Here is a 16885-nt window from a genome sequence, read left to right as displayed (position 1 = left end):
GCCGCGTCAGGCGGCACGGGCACGGTGTTTTCTCAGATGCCGCTCCCAGGCGGCGACAAAGCCCATCACTGCCTCGCGCGGGGTGGCAGGGCCGATGGAAATGCGGATCGCCGAGCGCGCAAGCTCCGGCGCAAGTCCCAGCGCCCCCAGCACCCGGCTTTCGCGGACCTTCCCCGACGAGCAGGCCGAGCCCGCCGAGATGGCGAAGCCCGCGAGATCCATCTGCATCACCTGGGTCTCGCCCTTCCAGCCGGCCACGGCGATCGCGGTGGTGTTGGGCAGGCGCGGCGCGTCGCGGCCGATGATCACCGCCTCGGGCGCGGCGGCCATGAGTGCTGCCTCCATCTCGTCGCGCAGCGCGGCGACTTCTTCCCAGAGCCCTGCGGCCATGTCGGCGGCGGCCGCAGCGGCAGCGGCGCCGAAACCCGCAATGCCGGCGACGTTCTCCGTGCCCGAGCGGCGCCCGAGCTCCTGCCCGCCGCCCGGCGCGAGGCTGTCGATGTCGACGCCTTCGCGCAGGATCAGCGCGCCTACCCCACGCGGCCCGCCGAGCTTGTGGGCGGAGAGAATCGCGGCCTGCGCCCCGGAGCGGGCGAAGTCGAAGGGGATGCGCCCCACCGCCTGCACCGCATCGACGACGAGCCGCGGCGTGGAGCCCGCTTCCGTCTGCCAGAGCCCTTCCTCGTCGCGCGACGGCAGGCCGCGCAGAAGGCCCGTCTCGCCCTCTGCAAGCGGCATGGCGTAGACTCCCGGCGCACCGTCGCCGCCGCCGCGATGCGCCCACAGGCACTCATGCGCGAGCGGGTCAACCGCGACCCAGCCGCCCCGGGCAAGGCGGGGCAGAACCTGCGCGGCTTCAGTCGCACCGGAGGTGAACACGACCTCGGCGGGCGCGCAGCCGGCAAGCTCGGCCACCTGCGCCCGCGCCCGCTCCACGATGGCGCGCGCTGCCCGCCCTTCGGCGTGCACCGAAGAAGGATTGCCCGTCACCTCCAGCGCCGCGAGCATCGCCTCCCGCGCCTGCGGGCGCAGGGGTGCGGAGGCGTTCCAGTCGAGATAGGCGCGTGCCGTCATGTACCCGCCTCCACGCCGGCAGCCGCGCTTTCGGCCCGCGACGGGCCGGCAGCATCGTCAACCACCTGAAAGAGGCTCGGGACGGCCGGGCAGGGCGCGAGCGTGTTGGCAGCGACATCCGAAAGCCGCGTCTGGTGCAGATAGACATAGACATGCGCCGAAAGCGCCTCCCACAGCCGGTTGGTCAGCGACTGGGCGCGGGTGCCCGACGAGGCTCCCGAGGCGCCGGCCGTCTTCTCCATGGCGTTCACGGTCTCGTCCACGGCCTCGAGCACCTCGGCCACGCGAATCTCTGAAGGAGGGCGCGCAAGCCGGTAGCCGCCGCCGGGGCCGCGCACGCTCTCGACAAGACCGGCGCGGCGCAGACGCACGAACAGCTGCTCGAGATAGTTCAGCGAGATGTCCTGCCGCTCGGCAATCTCGGAAAGCGACGACAGCGCGCCAGCGGGCTGGCTGGCCAGATCGACGAGCGCCACCATCGCGTAACGGCCTTTCGTCGAAAGCTTCATGCGCGTTGCCTTCCTCTCCCTGCTGGCCGGTGCCTCATCGGTCCCAACTGACCGGATGGGTGTGCCAGTGCAAGCTCCACGTTGACGCGGCGGGCCCGCGTCACTACTTCCTCACAGGCCCGCGATGCTGCAGGCAAAGCAAGTTAGAACTGTTCTAAGGTGTCCGAGCAATTCCGTCAAGAATTGACGTGCACCTTCCGCGACGACACCCGCTTGAGAACACCATCAAGGACGAGACGACAGCGATGCCCGAGGTCATTTTCCCAGGTCCCGAAGGCCGGCTGGAGGGCCGCTACCACGCCCACAAGGTGAAGGACGCGCCCATTGCCATCGTGCTCCATCCTCACCCGCAATTTGGCGGCACGATGAACAACCGCGTGGTCTACAACCTCCATTATGCCTTCTACAACATGGGCTTCAACGTGCTGCGGTTCAACTTCCGTGGCGTGGGCCGCAGCCAGGGCGAATACGACCAGGGGGTTGGCGAGCTGTCCGATGCCGCCGCCGCGCTCGACTACCTGCAGTCGCTGAACCAGAACGCCAAGCACTGCTGGGTTGCCGGCTTCTCCTTCGGCGCCTGGATCGGCATGCAGCTTCTGATGCGCCGGCCCGAGATCACCGGCTTCGTGTCAGTGGCGCCGCCGGCAAACATGTATGACTTTTCCTTCCTTGCCCCCTGCCCCGCTTCCGGCCTCATCATCAACGGCACCGCCGACCGCGTCGCGCCTCCAAAGGACACGCGGGCGCTCGTGGAGAAGCTGAAGGAGCAGAAGGGAATCACCATCACCCATGTCGAGATCGACGGCGCGGGGCATTTCTTCGAGGATCCGCACATGGAGACGATGATCGGCCATGTCGACGAGTACGTTCGTCGCCGGCTGACCGAGAACACGCGCTGAGCAGGCGCCGGCCGCGCCTGGCCGCGCGGCCCGGAGCCATCGAAGGCGCGCCTCGTGGCGCGCCTGCCTCCGGCGGGGGTATTTTCACCAGGATGATGAAAGGCACGGCTGCGCCGCCCCGGCGGGCTGGTCAGTATACCTTTGCATACTTTCGCCCCGGCGCCGCATGCGCTATGAGACGCGCGAACGATTCCCGGACCAATGCCCAAAGCGAGGATCCCGCCCATGGAGAAGATCAAGGTCGAAAATCCCGTTGTCGAGCTCGACGGCGACGAGATGACCCGGATCATCTGGCACTTCATCAAGGAAAAGCTGATCCTGCCCTATCTGGACATCGACCTGAAATACTACGACCTGTCGATCCAGAACCGCGACGCTACCGATGACCAGGTGACGGTCGAGGCGGCTTATGCGATCAAGAAGTACGGGGTGGGCGTGAAATGCGCCACCATCACCCCCGACGAGGCCCGCGTGAAGGAGTTCGGCCTCAAGAAGATGTGGAAGAGCCCCAACGGCACCATCCGCAACATCCTGGGCGGCGTGGTGTTCCGCTCGCCGATCATCTGCCGCAACATCCCCCGCCTCGTGCCGGGCTGGACGAAGCCCATCGTGATCGGCCGGCATGCCTTCGGCGACCAGTACCGCGCCACGGACTTCCGCTTCCCCGGCCCGGGCAAGATCACCATGAAGTTCGAGGGCGCCGACGGGACGGTGCAGGAATACGAGGTGTTCGACGCGCCCTCGGCCGGCATCGCCATGGGCATGTACAACCTCGACCAGTCGATCATCGACTTTGCCCGCGCCTCGATGAACTACGCGCTCGACAAGGGCTGGCCGCTTTATCTCTCCACCAAGAACACGATCCTGAAGGTCTATGACGGCCGCTTCAAGGATCTGTTCCAGAAGGTCTTTGACGAGGAGTTCGCCGACAAGTTCGCCGAGAAGGGCATCACCTACGAACACCGGCTGATCGACGACATGGTCGCCTGTGCGTTGAAGTGGGAGGGCGGCTTCGTCTGGGCCTGCAAGAACTACGACGGCGACGTGCAGTCCGACACGGTGGCGCAGGGCTTCGGTTCGCTTGGGCTGATGACCTCGATCCTGATGACGCCCGATGGCAAGACGGTGGAAGCCGAGGCCGCCCATGGCACCGTCACCCGCCACTACCGCCAGCACCAGCAAGGCAAGGAGACCTCGACCAACTCCATCGCCTCGATCTTCGCCTGGACGGGCGGGCTCAAGCATCGCGCCAAGCTCGACGGCAACGAGCGGCTGATGAAGTTCGCCGAGACGCTCGAGCGCGTCACCGTGCAGTGCGTCGAGGACGGCTACATGACCAAGGATCTCGCCGTGCTGGTCGGCCCCGACCAGAAGTGGCTGACTACCATGCAGTTCCTCGAGAAGGTGGACGAGTATCTGAAGAAGGCGCTCGAGGAAGAGAAGGTCTGAGCGCTTTTGCCAGAGGCAGGAAGGGGCCGGCCCGCGTGCCGGCCCCTTTTCTTTCGGCCACGGCTTGCATAGGGCTCGGGCAGGACAGTGCCGGAGCAAGCGCGAGACCCATGCCCTATCTCTACCTGATCGCCGCGATCATTGCCGAGACCATCGGCACCACCGCCCTGCAGGCGAGCCAGCAGTTCACGCGGCTCTGGCCCTCGGTCACGGTGGTGCTCGCCTATGGCGTCTCCTTCTACCTGCTCGGCATGGCGCTGAAGTACATCCCCGTCGGCGTGGCCTATGCCATTTGGTCGGGGCTTGGCATCGTCTTCATCGCGCTCATCGGCCTTGTCATCTTCGGCCAGCGCCTCGACTGGCCGGCCATTCTGGGCATGGCGATGATCCTGGGCGGCATCCTCGTCATCCACCTTCTGTCGGATACCGCCCCGCACTGAGCGCGCGCCGCTGGCCTTTGCGGGGCGGGCGCGCTATGTGGCGCGGCGATTCCCCCTCAAGAGGCCCCGCAAATGGATCTGCGCAACATCGCCATCATTGCCCATGTCGACCACGGCAAGACCACGCTCGTGGACAACCTGCTCAAGCAGTCGGGGGCCTTTCGCGAGGGGCAGGAAGTCGCCGAGCGCGCGCTCGACTCGAACGATCTCGAGCGCGAGCGCGGCATAACAATTCTCGCCAAGTGCACCTCGGTGGAGTGGAAGGGCACGCGTATCAACATCGTCGACACGCCGGGCCACGCCGATTTCGGCGGCGAGGTGGAGCGCATTCTCGGCATGGTGGACGGCGTGGTGCTGCTCGTCGATGCCGCCGAAGGGCCGATGCCGCAGACCAAGTTCGTCACGCAAAAGGCGCTGGCGCTGGGGCTCAGGCCAATCGTCGTGCTCAACAAGGTCGACAAGCCCGATGCCGAGCCCGACCGCGCGCTCGACGAGGTTTTCGACCTCTTCGCCGCGCTTGATGCAAGCGAGGACCAGCTCGATTTTCCCGCGCTCTACGCCTCGGGGCGCGCGGGCTGGGCCGATGCCACGCTGGACGGGCCGCGGCGCGATCTCTCCGCACTCTTCGACCTCATCCTTGCGCACGTCCCGCCACCGGCGCAGGCCGCGCGCGCCGACGAGCCCTTCTCGATGCTTGCCACCACGCTCTCGGCCGACCCCTACCTCGGGCGCATCCTGACCGGCCGGGTCGAATCGGGGCGGGTGCGCGCGGGCCAGATGCTCAAGGCGCTCTCGCGCGAGGGCGAGCGGCTCGAGCAGTTCCGCGTGACCAAGGTGCTCGCCTTCCGCGGCCTCTCCCAGCAGCCCATCGAGGAGGCGGTGGCAGGCGACATCGTCACGCTTGCCGGCATGAGCCGCGCCACCGTGGCCGACACGCTCTGCGCCCCCGAGGTGGAGGCGCCGATCCCCGCGCGCCCGATCGACCCGCCGACCATCTCGGTGACCTTCTCGGTCAACGACAGCCCGCTAGCGGGGCGCGATGGCGACAAGGTGCAGAGCCGGGTGATCCGCGAGCGGCTGATGCGCGAGGCCGAGCAGAACGTGGCGATCCGCGTCAGCGACACGCCCGGCGGCGAGGCCTTCGAGGTGGCCGGCCGCGGCGAGTTGCAGATGGGCGTGCTGATCGAGACCATGCGGCGCGAGGGCTATGAGCTGTCGATCTCGCGCCCGCAGGTGATCTGCCGCGAGGAGGAGGGCCAGCTTCTGGAGCCGGTGGAGGAGGTGACCATCGACGTCGATGACGAGTTCGCCGGGGCGGTGATCGAGAAGATCACCGGTCCGCGCAAGGGCGAGCTTGTCGAGATGCGGCAGGCCGGGGCGGGCAAGACGCGGCTGGTGGCGCATGTGCCCTCGCGCGGGCTCATCGGCTATCACGGCGAGTTTCTCACCGACACGCGCGGCACCGGCGTGCTCAACCGGGTCTTTCACGGCTGGGCGCCCTGGAAGGGGCCGATCGCGGGGCGGCGCACCGGGGTGATGGTCTCGATCGGGCGCGGTCAGGCGGTGGCCTATGCGCTGTGGAACCTCGAGGAGCGCGGGCGGCTCTTCATCGGCCCGCAGGAAGAAGTCTACGAAGGAATGATCATCGGCGAGAATGCGCGCGCCGAGGATCTCGAGGTGAACCCGCTCAAGGGCAAGAAGCTCACCAACATCCGCGCCGCCGGCAAGGATGACGCGGTGGTGCTTACCCCGCCCCGGCGCCTCTCGCTCGAGGAGGCGATCGCCTATATCGACGACGACGAGCTTGTCGAGGTGACGCCGAAGGCGATCCGCCTGCGCAAGCGCTGGCTGGACGCGCATGAGCGCAAGCGCCGGGCACGGGCGGCGCAGGCCGGGTGAGCCCCGGCCGGCCTGGCCTCAGCTTTCGAACTCCTCCACGATCACCAGCTCGCGCTCGGCCGCGCCGCGCGCGTGGGAGAGCGCCTCCTGGTAGCGGGGGGAGTTGTAACAGGCGACGGCCGCCTCCACCGAAGGGAAGCGCGCCACCACGTTGCGCGGCCGGTCGGGGCCCTCGAGCTGCACATAGCGCCCGCCGCGGGCGAGGAAGACGCCGCCATGCTCGGCGATCGCCTCCGTGGCAAGGGCGGCATAGCGGGCATAGGCCTCCTCGTCGGTCACCTTCACATGGGCGATCCAGAGCGCGCTCATTTCCCCTCCTCCAGAAGCTTCTCCACTGCGGCGATGGCCGCATCCGCGCGCGAGGCATCGCGCCCGCCGCCCTGTGCAAGATCGGGCCGGCCGCCGCCGCCCTTGCCGCCCAGTTCGGCCACGGCAGTGCGCACCATCTCGACCGCCGAGATCCGATCGGTCAGGTCGGATGTGACGCCGGCAGCCACCGCCGCCTTCCCATCGGTGTCGGCGATGAGCAGGATCGCGCCAGAGCCGAGACGGGCCTTGTGCTCGTCAATGAGCGCCGGCAGTTCCTTGCCCGAGACGCCCTTCAGCACCTGCGCGAGAAACTTCACCCCGCCGATCTCGCGCGCCTCAGCGCCCGCGCCCTGCCCGGCGCCGCCGGCAAGGGCAAGCTCGCGCCGCAGCTGCGCCACCTCGTTGTTCAGCGCCTTGCGCTCCTCGATGAGCGCACGCACGCGGTCGACCACCTCCGCCTGCCCGCAGCGCAGAAGCTCGGTCAGCTCGGCCATGCGCGTCTGCATCTCGTTGATGTATTCGAAGGCCTTCTCGCCGGTGAGCGCCTCGATGCGGCGGACCCCTGCCGCCGAGGCACTCTCGCTGACCACGACGAAAACCCCGATCTCGCCGGTGCGCCGCACATGCGTGCCGCCGCAAAGTTCGATCGAATAGGTGTGCCCGTCGGGCCCCGCACCCTTCTCGGCCCAGCCCATGGAGACGACGCGCACCTCGTCGCCGTATTTCTCGCCGAATAGCGCCTGCGCTCCGATCGCTCGCGCTTCCTCGAGCGTCATGATGCGCGTCTCGACGGGCGCGTCCTGGCGGATGTAGGCGTTCACCTCGCGCTCGACGCGGTCAATCTCCTCGCGCGTCAGCGCCGCGGAATGACTGAAGTCGAAGCGCAGCCGGTCCGGCGCGTTGAGCGAGCCGCGCTGGGCCACGTGGGGCCCGAGCGCGCGCCTGAGCGCCTCGTGCAGCAGGTGAGTCGCCGAATGGTTGGCGCGGATGGCCGCGCGCCGGGCATGGTCCACCTCAAGCTTCGCGGCATCGCCGGGGCGGATGGTTCCCTCAACCACCTCGGCATGGTGGATGAACACCCCCGCCGACTTCTGCGTGTCGATGATCCGCGCGCGTCCCTTGTCGGTGACAAGCCAGCCGGTGTCCCCCACCTGACCGCCCGCCTCGGCGTAGAAGGGCGTCTGGTTGAGCACGATCTGCACGCTCTGCCCCTGCCCCGCCTCGTTCACCTTCTGCCCGTCGCGCACCACGGCCAGGATTTGCCCCTCGGCCGTTTCCGTGTCGTAGCCGAGGAATTCGGTCGGCCCGTGCGCCTCGGCAATCTCGAACCAGATGGCGGCATCCTTCTGCTCGCCCGACCCGGCCCACGCGGCGCGCGCGCGCTCCTTCTGTTCGGCCATGGCGCGCTCGAAACCCTCGACATCCACGCCACGCCCGCGCTCGCGCAGCGCGTCCTGGGTGAGGTCGAGCGGGAATCCGTAGGTGTCATAGAGCCGGAACGCCACCTCGCCCGGCAGCGGTGCGCCGTCGGGCAGCTTCGCCAGCTCCTCGTCGAGAATGCGCAGGCCGCGATCGAGTGTCTGGCGGAAGCGCGTTTCCTCGAGCTTCAGCGTCTCCTCGATCAGCGGCTGCGCCTGGCCGAGCTCGGGGTAGGCCTGGCCCATCTGGCGCACGAGTTCGGGCACCAGCCGGTACATCAAGGGCTCGTCCACCCCCAGCATATGCGCATGCCGCATCGCCCGGCGCATGATCCGGCGCAGCACATAGCCGCGCCCCTCGTTCGAGGGCATCACCCCATCGGCGATCAGAAATGACGTGGAGCGCAGGTGGTCCGCGATCACCCGGTGATGCAGGCGGCCCGGCCCGTAGGGCTCGGTGCGCGAGGCGTTGGCGGAGGCCTCGATCAGCGAGCGGAACAGGTCGGTGTCGTAGTTGTCATGCACGCCCTGCAGCACGGCGGCCATGCGCTCAAGCCCCATGCCGGTGTCGATGGACGGGCGCGGCAGATCCCTCTGCGTGCCGTCCTCGAACCGCTCGAACTGCATGAAGACGAGGTTCCAGATCTCGATGAAGCGGTCGCCGTCCTCGTCAGGGCTGCCCGGCGGCCCGCCCGGAATCTCGGGACCGTGATCGTAGAAGATCTCCGAACAGGGGCCGCACGGGCCGGTCGGGCCCATCATCCAGAAATTGTCATCGGTGGGAATGCGGATGATCCGCTCGTCGGGCAGACCCGCGTGCTTCTTCCAGATCGCCGCCGCCTCGTCGTCGGTGTGATAGACCGTCACCAGCAGCCGATCGGGGTCGAGGCCGAATTCCTTGGTGATCAGATCCCAGGCAAAGGGGATCGCCGCCTCCTTGAAATAGTCGCCGAAGGAGAAATTCCCCAGCATCTCGAAGAAGGTATGGTGACGCGCGGTGTAGCCGACATTGTCGAGATCGTTGTGCTTGCCGCCCGCGCGCACGCATTTCTGGGCGGTGGTGGCGCGCGTGTAGGGGCGGTGCTCGACGCCGGTGAAGACGTTCTTGAACTGCACCATTCCCGAGTTGGTGAACAGGAGCGTCGGGTCATTGCGCGGCACAAGCGGCGAGGAGGGCACGACCTCATGGCCGTTGCGCCTGAAGTAGTCGAGGAAGGTGGTGCGGATGTCGTTGAGACTGGTCATGGCGCAAGGGTCATCCGGGTGATGAGCAAGGATCGATCCCGTTTATCCCCCCGGCGCGGGGCTGTCCACAGCCCCGCCGCCGCAGGCGGAAGCGGCGTGCCGGAGACGACGATGCGCGGCCTCGGCCCGCGGGGTCCTGGGCCGGGCCGTCTCGTGCAGGGGGGCGGGGGCCGCGCCTCGCGAGAGCCCCTCAGCCCTCCATCACCGCGTCGTCATCATCGGTGACATGGAAGTCGAGGCCGTGCGCGGCGCGGATCTTGTCCTCGATCTCCGCAGCCATCTCGGGATGTTCCTTGAGGAACTGCTTGGCGTTCTCGCGCCCCTGCCCGATGCGCTCGTCGCCGTAGGAATACCAGGCGCCGGACTTCTCGACCACGCCGGCCTTCACCCCAAGGTCGAGCAGCTCGCCGGTCTTCGAGATGCCCTCGCCGTACATGATGTCGAACTCGACCTGCTTGAACGGCGGGGCGACCTTGTTCTTGACCACCTTGACCCGTGTGACGTTGCCCACGACCTCGTCACGGTCCTTGATCTGGCCGATCCGGCGGATGTCGAGCCGCACAGAGGCATAGAACTTCAGCGCATTGCCGCCGGTCGTGGTCTCGGGGCTGCCGAACATCACGCCGATCTTCATGCGGATCTGGTTGATGAAGATCACCATGCAGTTCGAGCGCGCGATCGAGGCCGTGAGCTTGCGCATCGCCTGGCTCATCAGCCGCGCATGCAGCCCGACGTTCGAGTCGCCCATGTCGCCCTCGAGCTCGCTCTTGGGTGTGAGAGCGGCCACCGAATCGACCACCACCATCGATACCGCACCCGAGCGCACCAGCGTATCGGTGATCTCCAACGCCTGCTCGCCGGTGTCGGGCTGGCTGATCAAGAGCTCGTCGAGGTTGACCCCCAGCTTCTTCGCATAGAGCGGGTCGAGCGCGTGCTCGGCGTCGACGAAGGCGCAGATGCCGCCCTTCTTCTGCTCCTCGGCGATGCAGTGCAGCGTCAGCGTCGTCTTGCCCGAGCTTTCCGGGCCGTAGATCTCTATGATCCGCCCCTTGGGCAAGCCGCCGATGCCAAGCGCGATGTCCAGCCCCAGCGAGCCCGTCGAGGTTGCCTCGATCTCGGTCACCGGGTTGTCGGCACCCAGCCTCATGATCGAGCCCTTGCCGAACTGCCGCTCAATCTGAGCCAGCGCCGAATCGAGCGCCTTCTGCCTGTCTGCCATGCGCTTGTCACTCATCGAGAGAAGATCTGCCGTTGCCATCAGCCCGGGTCCTTATTTCACAGCCTGCCGCGGCCGTCCATCGCCGCGTTCGTTCGCTTCTTGTTCCCATCATTCATGAGATCAAAAAGCGAACATTTCAACAGGAATTTTCGGCATCCCGACTTTCGGCGAATTCGCTTAATGGTTAGTTTACATCGCCGAGACGGATGGCGTTGCTCGGAGAGGTGCCCACAAGTGCTTGTTTTCTGGGAGGAAAGGCTCGTCTTCTTCGCTACGCCGAAGACCGGCTCGACGGCGCTGGAAATGGCCCTGCGGCCGGTGGCCGGCATTGCACTGACCGACCCTCCGGTCATCAAGCATACGCCCGCCTACCGGTTCCGGCGCTTTCTGGCCCCGTATTTCGCTGCCTGTGGAGCGGACGATTTCGAGACCGTCGCGGTGGTGCGCCACCCGGTGGACTGGCTGGGGAGCTGGTATCGCTACCGATCCCGCGCCGAGCTGGAGGGGCATCCGAATTCCACGCGGGGGATGAGCTTCAATGATTTCGTTCGCGCCTATCTCAAGCGCCGCCGTCCTCCCTTCGCCGAGGTGGGCAGCCAGGCCAAGTTCCTGACCGACAGCGACGGTCGCATAGCCGTGGACCACCTGTTCCGCTACGAGGCGCTGCCTGCGCTGCTGACCTTTCTCGAAAAACGCCTCAATCGGGAGATCCGCCTGAAGCGGCTCAACGAATCGCCGGCCGCCGAGCTCACTCTTCGGCCGCGGCTCATCGCGCGCTTGCAGGCCGAACGCGCGGAGGAATTCCAGGTCTGGGAGCAGGCGCGCTCCGGCTGATGGTCATTTCGGCGCGACCGTTGCCGGAAGCGGGATTGTGACGCCCGACAGGCCGTCAGCCGTCGGCCAGGTGGCCGGATCATGCCGGCGACGAGGCACCGTGCCGGGCAGGTGCCGCCTCCCAATTGCCCGTCTCCGTTACGCCCGCCTCCGTTACGTTCTCCTCCGTGGTACCCGCCTCCGCGGCGTGCATGGCAAGCTGCTCCTGAACCGCCGCCGTCAGCTCGGCGAGTGAGAATGGCTTCTGGAGAAACGCCGCGTTCGGGATGCGGCTGCGCTGGCGCGTCAGCGCGTCTTCCGAATAACCGGAGACGAAGATCACCCGGGCGGCGGGCCGCAGGGTCAACGCTTCGGCCACCCAGCTGGGGCCATCGCGGCCGGGCATGACGACATCGGTGACGAACACGTCCACGCGAAGGGAGGGGTCCTGCAGCATCTCCAGCGCGGCTTCGGCGCTGTCCGCTTCCAGAACGCTGTGCCCCCGCAGCCGCAGCGCGCGCGCGGCAAAGGCACGCACCGGCGCCTCGTCCTCGACGAGAAGTATCACCGCCGCTTCAGGCGTGGCGGGTGAAGGACCGCCGACCACCCCGCCCCCATGCGACGACGGCCGCGGCTCGCTCCCCCCGTCGGGCGCGGCTGCCGGGGCGCGGGACGGCGCCGATGCCTCGAGCGCAGGCGCCGGGCAGCTCGGAAAATACATGCTGAAGCATGTGCCCTCGCCAATCACGCTGTCGGCAAAGATGAAACCGCCGGATTGCTTGACGATCCCATAGGCCGTCGAAAGGCCAAGGCCAGTGCCCTCTCCGGTGCGCTTGGTGGTGAAGAACGGCTCGAAGATCTTCGAAATCTTCTCCGGCTCTATGCCGTGGCCCTGGTCGCGCACCTTGACGAGAACGTAATTCCCGGCGGGCACGGTGGCGCGGTCGCGCTTCAATGGCTCGGCGAGTCGGCACATCTCCGTTTCTATCGCGATCTCGCCGCCTTCCGGCATGGCGTCGCGCGCATTGACCACGAGGTTCATCACGACCTGCTCGAGCTGTCTGCGATCGGCCCTGATATGGCCAAGATCGGGGTCGTGGCGGACCGTCAGGCGGATCTTTTCGCCGACCAGGCGGTTGAGCAGATGCGTCATCTCCGCCAGCGTGTCGCGCAGATCGAGCGGCCTGAGCTCCAGCGTCTGCTTGCGGGAAAAAGCCAGAAGCTGGCTCACGAGGCTTGCGGCGCGATTGGCGTTCTGACTGATCTGCATCAGATCGCCATAGTCCGGGTCGCTCGAATCATGGCGCAGCAGCAACAGGTCGCAATGGCCGCTGATCGCGGTCAGGAGGTTGTTGAAATCATGAGCGACCCCGCCGGCAAGCTGACCGATCGCCTGCATCTTCTGGCTCTGCACGAACTGCGCCTCGAGGGTCTTGAGCTCGGTGGCGTCGGAAAGCACCGCCAGCAATGCCTGACCGCCGCCGTCCTGCATGGGGCGCACGGCGATCTGCAGATAGACCTCCTTCTCATGCCGTGTTGCGCGCACCACCTCCGGCCGCGTCACCCCGCGCCCCTCGGCGATGTCGAGAAGCCACTCCTCCACCGGCCGGCCAAGCCCTTCCACGAGGTCGGCGAGTTCGGCACCGATGACCCCCTCGAGGCCAAGCAGTCCCCGCGCGGGGCGATTGGCCACGAGGATCCTGCCTCGCGGCGTGAGCTTGAGGATCGGCACCGGCAACAGATCGAACTGCGTCCACGCCCCCGGCCCCGGCTCGCCCGGAACGAGATGATAGCGCGTTTCGCCCGTCGGCTGAGGCTGGGGCAGAAGCCGCATGGCCATCACGCCCTGGCGCGTGCGCAGCACATGCACTTCACCTGGCCTCAGCGGCGGGTCGACGAGAACCTGCTCCAGCCGCATGACCGGCTCGGCCAGCATTTCCCGAAACGCCGCGTTCGTCTCGAGGATCCGGCGGCCCTCGGCGTCGAGCAGGAAGGAAGGCAGGCTCGCCGCATCCTTGCCCGTGTCGATGAAGGCCCGCCCCTCCTCGAAGCGCCACAGAAAGCGATCGCCTACCGGCAGCGGGCGAACCGCCACCCGCAGCGGCCGGCGCATCCCCGCGATGTCCTGACAGGCCATCCCGTGAGTTGCCGCCGCCCGCCGCAATTGCCGCAGGAGCCCGCCGGCGCCGGCGAGGCGGCTTGACATGGCTTGCGCCATGGGCTGCCCCGGTTCGATATCGAAGTGCTCGCGCGCCACGCCATTGCAGCAAACCACGGCGCCATCGCCGTCGGTGATGACCGCGGCGGCAAAATCGGCCTCAACGAGCGCATCAAGGGCTTCCGTCAGGTGCCGTCTGCGCCAGGCGGCAAGGCAGGGGCGCAGCGCAAGCCAGGCGGGCGGCAGCGCAACGACCCCGGCGAGCACCGCGAGCAGAAATGCGGTGCGCTCGTCCCGAACGAGCAGCGAGGCGGCGAGAACCGAAACCGCGGCGGCGAGCGCCAGCAACATGCGCCGGCGCAGCGTCGCTTCCCTGTGTGCCGTGTCTCCGGCGGCAATTGCGGTTTCCGCCACTTTGCTTGCCCTCCCCGCCTGCCCGGACGGTTCTTGCCCAAGCCGGGTTAAATCGGGATTAAACGTGGCGCAAATGCCACCTTGGGTTGAGCTTCCCGCCTGGCGGGCCTTGCGTCAAGCCTTGCGCAGGACGGCGAGGTAAAAGCCGTCTCCCGGAGCGCCGGGCAGCCAGCGGCGCTCCTGTTCAAGCGTCCAGCCCGTCGACCGGGCGAGAAGGCGCGCGATCTGGTCGCGATTCTCCGAATCGAGGAGCGAGCAGGTGGCGTAAGCAAGCGCTCCGCCGGGCCGCACCAGAGCCGCGGCGCGCGCGAGGATGCCGCGCTGGGTTGCAACCAGCTGTTCGAACCCGTCCCGCGTCAGCCTCCACTTTCCCTCGGGGTTGCGCGCCCAGGCGCCGCTGCCCGAGCAGGGCACGTCGGCGAGCACGACGTCGTAGGGCGCGTGACGCTCCGGCGCCTTCGGCTCCGGGAGAATTCGCGGCGCAATTCCGGCCCGCGACGCCCGGCGCGGCAGATCGCGCATCCGCGCGGGATGCGCATCATGTGCAAACACGGCGATCTCGGCCCGCGCGGCCATTGCCAGCGTCTTGCCGCCGCCGCCCGCGCACAGGTCGAGCACGCGCATGCCGGGGACGAGCGGCAGCGCCTCCACCAGCGCCTGGCTCGCCGCATCCTGCAGCTCGATCAGCCCGTCGCGCCAGAGGTCGAGCCCCTTGAGGCCGCGCGCCTCGCCTTCGATCACGACCGCACCCGACACGCCGTGCACCGGCCGCGCGGCGAGCCCCGCCTCGGCGAGGCGGGCAAGCGCCTCTTCGCGGGACATCCGGGCGAGGTTGACCCTCACAGTGACGGGCGCGCGATGGCGCAGTGCCTCGAGCGCAGGCTCCAGCGCTTCGCCAAGGCTTGCCACCGCCGCTTCCCAGAGCCAATCGGGCCAGTCGAGCCGCACGGGAAGAGGCGCATCTGCGAGCGGGGCAGGCGACTCGCGCTCGATCCCGCTCAGTGGCGCAGGAGCATGAGCGGCGCCGGTAAAGAGCGAGTCGGGGGCGATGCCCTCGAGCCGACACAACCCCAGCACGAGCGCGCGGCCGCTCTCGCCGCCCCCCATCCAGCCGGCAGAGCGGCGCCGGCGCAGCACGTCGAAGACCAGATCGCGCACGGCGCGGCGGTCGGACGAGCCGGCATAGCGCGCGGCCCGCGCCCAGTTGGTCAGCAGCCTTTCCACCGGAGCGCCCTCGGCCCAGGCGTCGATGAGCTCGATGGCGGCAGCGGCACGGGCGGCGGGGGTCATGGCCCGCGGAGCGCCTCAGAAGGCCCGGTAGTTGGGGCTCTCGCGGGTGATCTGCACGTCGTGGACGTGGCTTTCCTTCAGCCCCGCACCGGTGATGCGCACGAAGCGGCAGTTTGTCCGCATCTCGTCGATGGTCCGGCAGCCGGTGTAGCCCATCGCCGCGCGCAGGCCCCCGACGAGCTGGTGGATCACCCCCGCCGCCGGCCCCTTGTAGGGCACTTGGCCCTCAACGCCTTCCGGCACCAGCTTGTCGGACGCGGCATCCTTCTGGAAGTAGCGGTCGGCCGAGCCGCGGGCCATGGCGCCGAGCGAGCCCATGCCGCGATAGGCCTTGAATGAGCGGCCCTGGTAGAGGATCACTTCGCCGGGGCTCTCATCGGTGCCGGCAAGCATCGACCCCACCATCGCGCAAGATGCCCCCGCCGCGATGGCCTTGGCGAAGTCGCCCGAATACTTGATGCCGCCATCGGCGATGACGGGAATGTCGCCCGCCTCCGCCGCGCAGTCCATGATCGCCGTCAGCTGCGGCACGCCCACGCCCGCGACCATCCGCGTGGTGCAGATCGAGCCCGGACCGATGCCGACCTTCACCGCGTCCGCTCCCGCGTCGATCAACGCCCGCGTGGCCTCGGCGGTGGCGACGTTGCCGGCCACCACCTGCACGTCGTTCGAGAGCCGCTTGATCCGCTCCACCGCCTCGGCCACCGCCGCCGAGTGGCCATGCGCCGTGTCGATGACAATGAGGTCGCACTCGGCCTCGATGAGCGCCTTGGAGCGCTCGAAGCCTGCATCGCCCACCGTCGTTGCCGCGGCCACGCGCAGCCGGCCGAGCTCGTCCTTGCAGGCCTGCGGGTTCAGCACCGCCTGCTCGGTGTCCTTCAGCGTCAGAAGCCCGGTGAGCTTGCCCGTGCCGTCGGTGACAAGGAGTTTCTCGATGCGGCGCGCGCGCATCAGGCTCTTCGCCTCGTCAAGATCCACCGGCTCGGTCATCACCGCGAGGTTTTCGGCGGTCATCATCACCCGCACCGGGGTGTTGTCGTCACTGGCAAAGCGCATGTCGCGGTTGGTGACGATGCCAACCACGCGACCCGCGTCATCGACAACCGGAAAGCCGGTGACGTTGTAACGCTCCATGAGCGCCTTCGCGTCGGCAAGCGTCTGATCGGGCTTGAGGGTGATCGGGTTGTAGACGATGCCCGAGACGAAGCGCTTGACGCGACGCACCTCGCGCGCCTGCTCCTCGATCGAAAGGTTGCGGTGGATCACCCCCATGCCGCCAGCCTGGGCCATGGCAATGGCCATGCGCGCCTCGGTAACCGTGTCCATCGCCGAGCTCAAGAGCGGGATGTTGAGCGCAATGCGGCGGGTGACGCGGGTGCGCACATCCGCCTCGGCCGGAAGCACGTTCGAGGCCTGGGGCACGAGAAGAACGTCATCGAAGGTAAGCGCCTCGCGAATCTCCATGGGGTCCTCCGGGAGCATCGTTTGGCGGCTCCCTATTTCACGGCTGAAGGCAGATGAAAAGGGGGTGAGGCGCCGGCCCGGCTTCTGCCCCGGCCCTCGCCTCTCGCCTCAATGCCGGCGGGGCACGGCATGCTCACCTGGCCCTGCCGGGCGGCGCCCGATCGTCCGGGAAAACATCGCCGGACCGGCCCGCTCCATCACATTCAAGAAACGGCATGGAAATTCGCCCTCGCCGCCGCTACGCTGCACCGCACCCCCGCGCCGCTCCCCAGCAAGGTTGCAACC

Annotated in this window: 13 protein-coding genes; 5 read left to right on the top strand and 8 right to left on the bottom strand. The window is 67.9% G+C overall.

Annotated elements, in window-relative coordinates:
• Positions 1–6 precede the first annotated feature (6 nt).
• Positions 7–1074, bottom strand: coding sequence for a cysteine desulfurase family protein (locus tag BLQ14_RS08710; RefSeq protein ID WP_092500146.1), 1068 nt, complete (start codon positions 1072–1074; stop codon positions 7–9).
• Positions 1071–1583 (bottom strand): Rrf2 family transcriptional regulator, encoded by a 513-nt coding sequence (locus tag BLQ14_RS08705; RefSeq protein WP_092500145.1) that lies wholly within the window; start codon positions 1581–1583, stop codon positions 1071–1073. The genes BLQ14_RS08710 and BLQ14_RS08705 overlap by 4 nt, the downstream gene beginning before the upstream one ends.
• Positions 1584–1828: 245 nt before the next feature.
• Here BLQ14_RS08705 and BLQ14_RS08700 point away from each other — a divergent pair, with 245 nt between their 5' ends.
• The 4 genes from BLQ14_RS08700 to typA all read left to right on the top strand — a co-directional run bounded on the left by BLQ14_RS08700 (position 1829) and on the right by typA (position 6270).
• The gene (locus BLQ14_RS08700) at positions 1829–2482 is read left to right on the top strand and encodes an alpha/beta hydrolase (protein WP_092500144.1); all 654 of its coding nucleotides are present in this window, start codon (positions 1829–1831) and stop codon (positions 2480–2482) included.
• 225 nt (positions 2483–2707) lie between these two features.
• On the top strand, positions 2708–3931 hold the full coding sequence (locus BLQ14_RS08695) for an NADP-dependent isocitrate dehydrogenase (RefSeq protein ID WP_092500143.1): 1224 nt from the start codon (positions 2708–2710) through the stop codon (positions 3929–3931).
• 110 nt (positions 3932–4041) lie between these two features.
• Positions 4042–4371, top strand: coding sequence for an SMR family transporter (locus BLQ14_RS08690; RefSeq protein ID WP_092500142.1), 330 nt, complete (start codon positions 4042–4044; stop codon positions 4369–4371).
• 72 nt (positions 4372–4443) lie between these two features.
• Positions 4444–6270 (top strand): translational GTPase TypA, encoded by a 1827-nt coding sequence (gene typA, locus BLQ14_RS08685; RefSeq protein ID WP_092500141.1) that lies wholly within the window; start codon positions 4444–4446, stop codon positions 6268–6270.
• Positions 6271–6288: 18 nt separating this feature from the next.
• Here typA and BLQ14_RS08680 read toward each other — a convergent pair whose 3' ends face one another.
• From BLQ14_RS08680 to recA, 3 genes are all read right to left on the bottom strand, one after another.
• The gene (locus BLQ14_RS08680; protein ID WP_092500140.1) at positions 6289–6579 is read right to left on the bottom strand and encodes a DUF1330 domain-containing protein; all 291 of its coding nucleotides are present in this window, start codon (positions 6577–6579) and stop codon (positions 6289–6291) included.
• Positions 6576–9242: an alanine--tRNA ligase gene (gene alaS, locus BLQ14_RS08675; RefSeq protein ID WP_092500139.1), complete on the bottom strand. Its 2667-nt coding sequence runs from the start codon at positions 9240–9242 to the stop codon at positions 6576–6578. The genes BLQ14_RS08680 and alaS overlap by 4 nt, the downstream gene beginning before the upstream one ends.
• 190 nt (positions 9243–9432) lie before the next feature.
• Positions 9433–10500: a recombinase RecA gene (gene recA, locus BLQ14_RS08670; protein WP_092500138.1), complete on the bottom strand. Its 1068-nt coding sequence runs from the start codon at positions 10498–10500 to the stop codon at positions 9433–9435.
• A 195-nt stretch (positions 10501–10695) separates the two neighbouring features.
• On the opposite strand from recA, the gene BLQ14_RS08665 reads away from it, so the two are divergent.
• The gene (locus BLQ14_RS08665) at positions 10696–11295 is read left to right on the top strand and encodes a gamma-glutamyl kinase (RefSeq protein WP_092500137.1); all 600 of its coding nucleotides are present in this window, start codon (positions 10696–10698) and stop codon (positions 11293–11295) included.
• Positions 11296–11374: 79 nt separating this feature from the next.
• Here the strand turns inward: BLQ14_RS08665 and BLQ14_RS08660 are convergent, their stop codons facing one another.
• The 3 genes from BLQ14_RS08660 to guaB all read right to left on the bottom strand — a co-directional run bounded on the left by BLQ14_RS08660 (position 11375) and on the right by guaB (position 16600).
• Positions 11375–13846: an ATP-binding protein gene (locus tag BLQ14_RS08660; protein ID WP_245657016.1), complete on the bottom strand. Its 2472-nt coding sequence runs from the start codon at positions 13844–13846 to the stop codon at positions 11375–11377.
• Between the two features lie 114 nt (positions 13847–13960).
• Positions 13961–15136 carry an RsmB/NOP family class I SAM-dependent RNA methyltransferase gene (locus BLQ14_RS08655; RefSeq protein WP_092500135.1) on the bottom strand — a complete coding sequence of 392 codons (1176 nt, stop codon included), beginning with the start codon at positions 15134–15136 and terminating at the stop codon, positions 13961–13963.
• Between the two features lie 15 nt (positions 15137–15151).
• Positions 15152–16600 carry an IMP dehydrogenase gene (guaB, locus tag BLQ14_RS08650; RefSeq protein WP_092500134.1) on the bottom strand — a complete coding sequence of 483 codons (1449 nt, stop codon included), beginning with the start codon at positions 16598–16600 and terminating at the stop codon, positions 15152–15154.
• Positions 16601–16885 lie beyond the last annotated feature (285 nt).

It is taken from the genome of Meinhardsimonia xiamenensis (genome assembly GCF_900102905.1).
Classification (GTDB): domain Bacteria; phylum Pseudomonadota; class Alphaproteobacteria; order Rhodobacterales; family Rhodobacteraceae; genus Meinhardsimonia; species Meinhardsimonia xiamenensis.
Note: the sequence above shows the minus strand (reverse complement) of the source record. Positions and strands in the feature narration are given on the sequence as shown.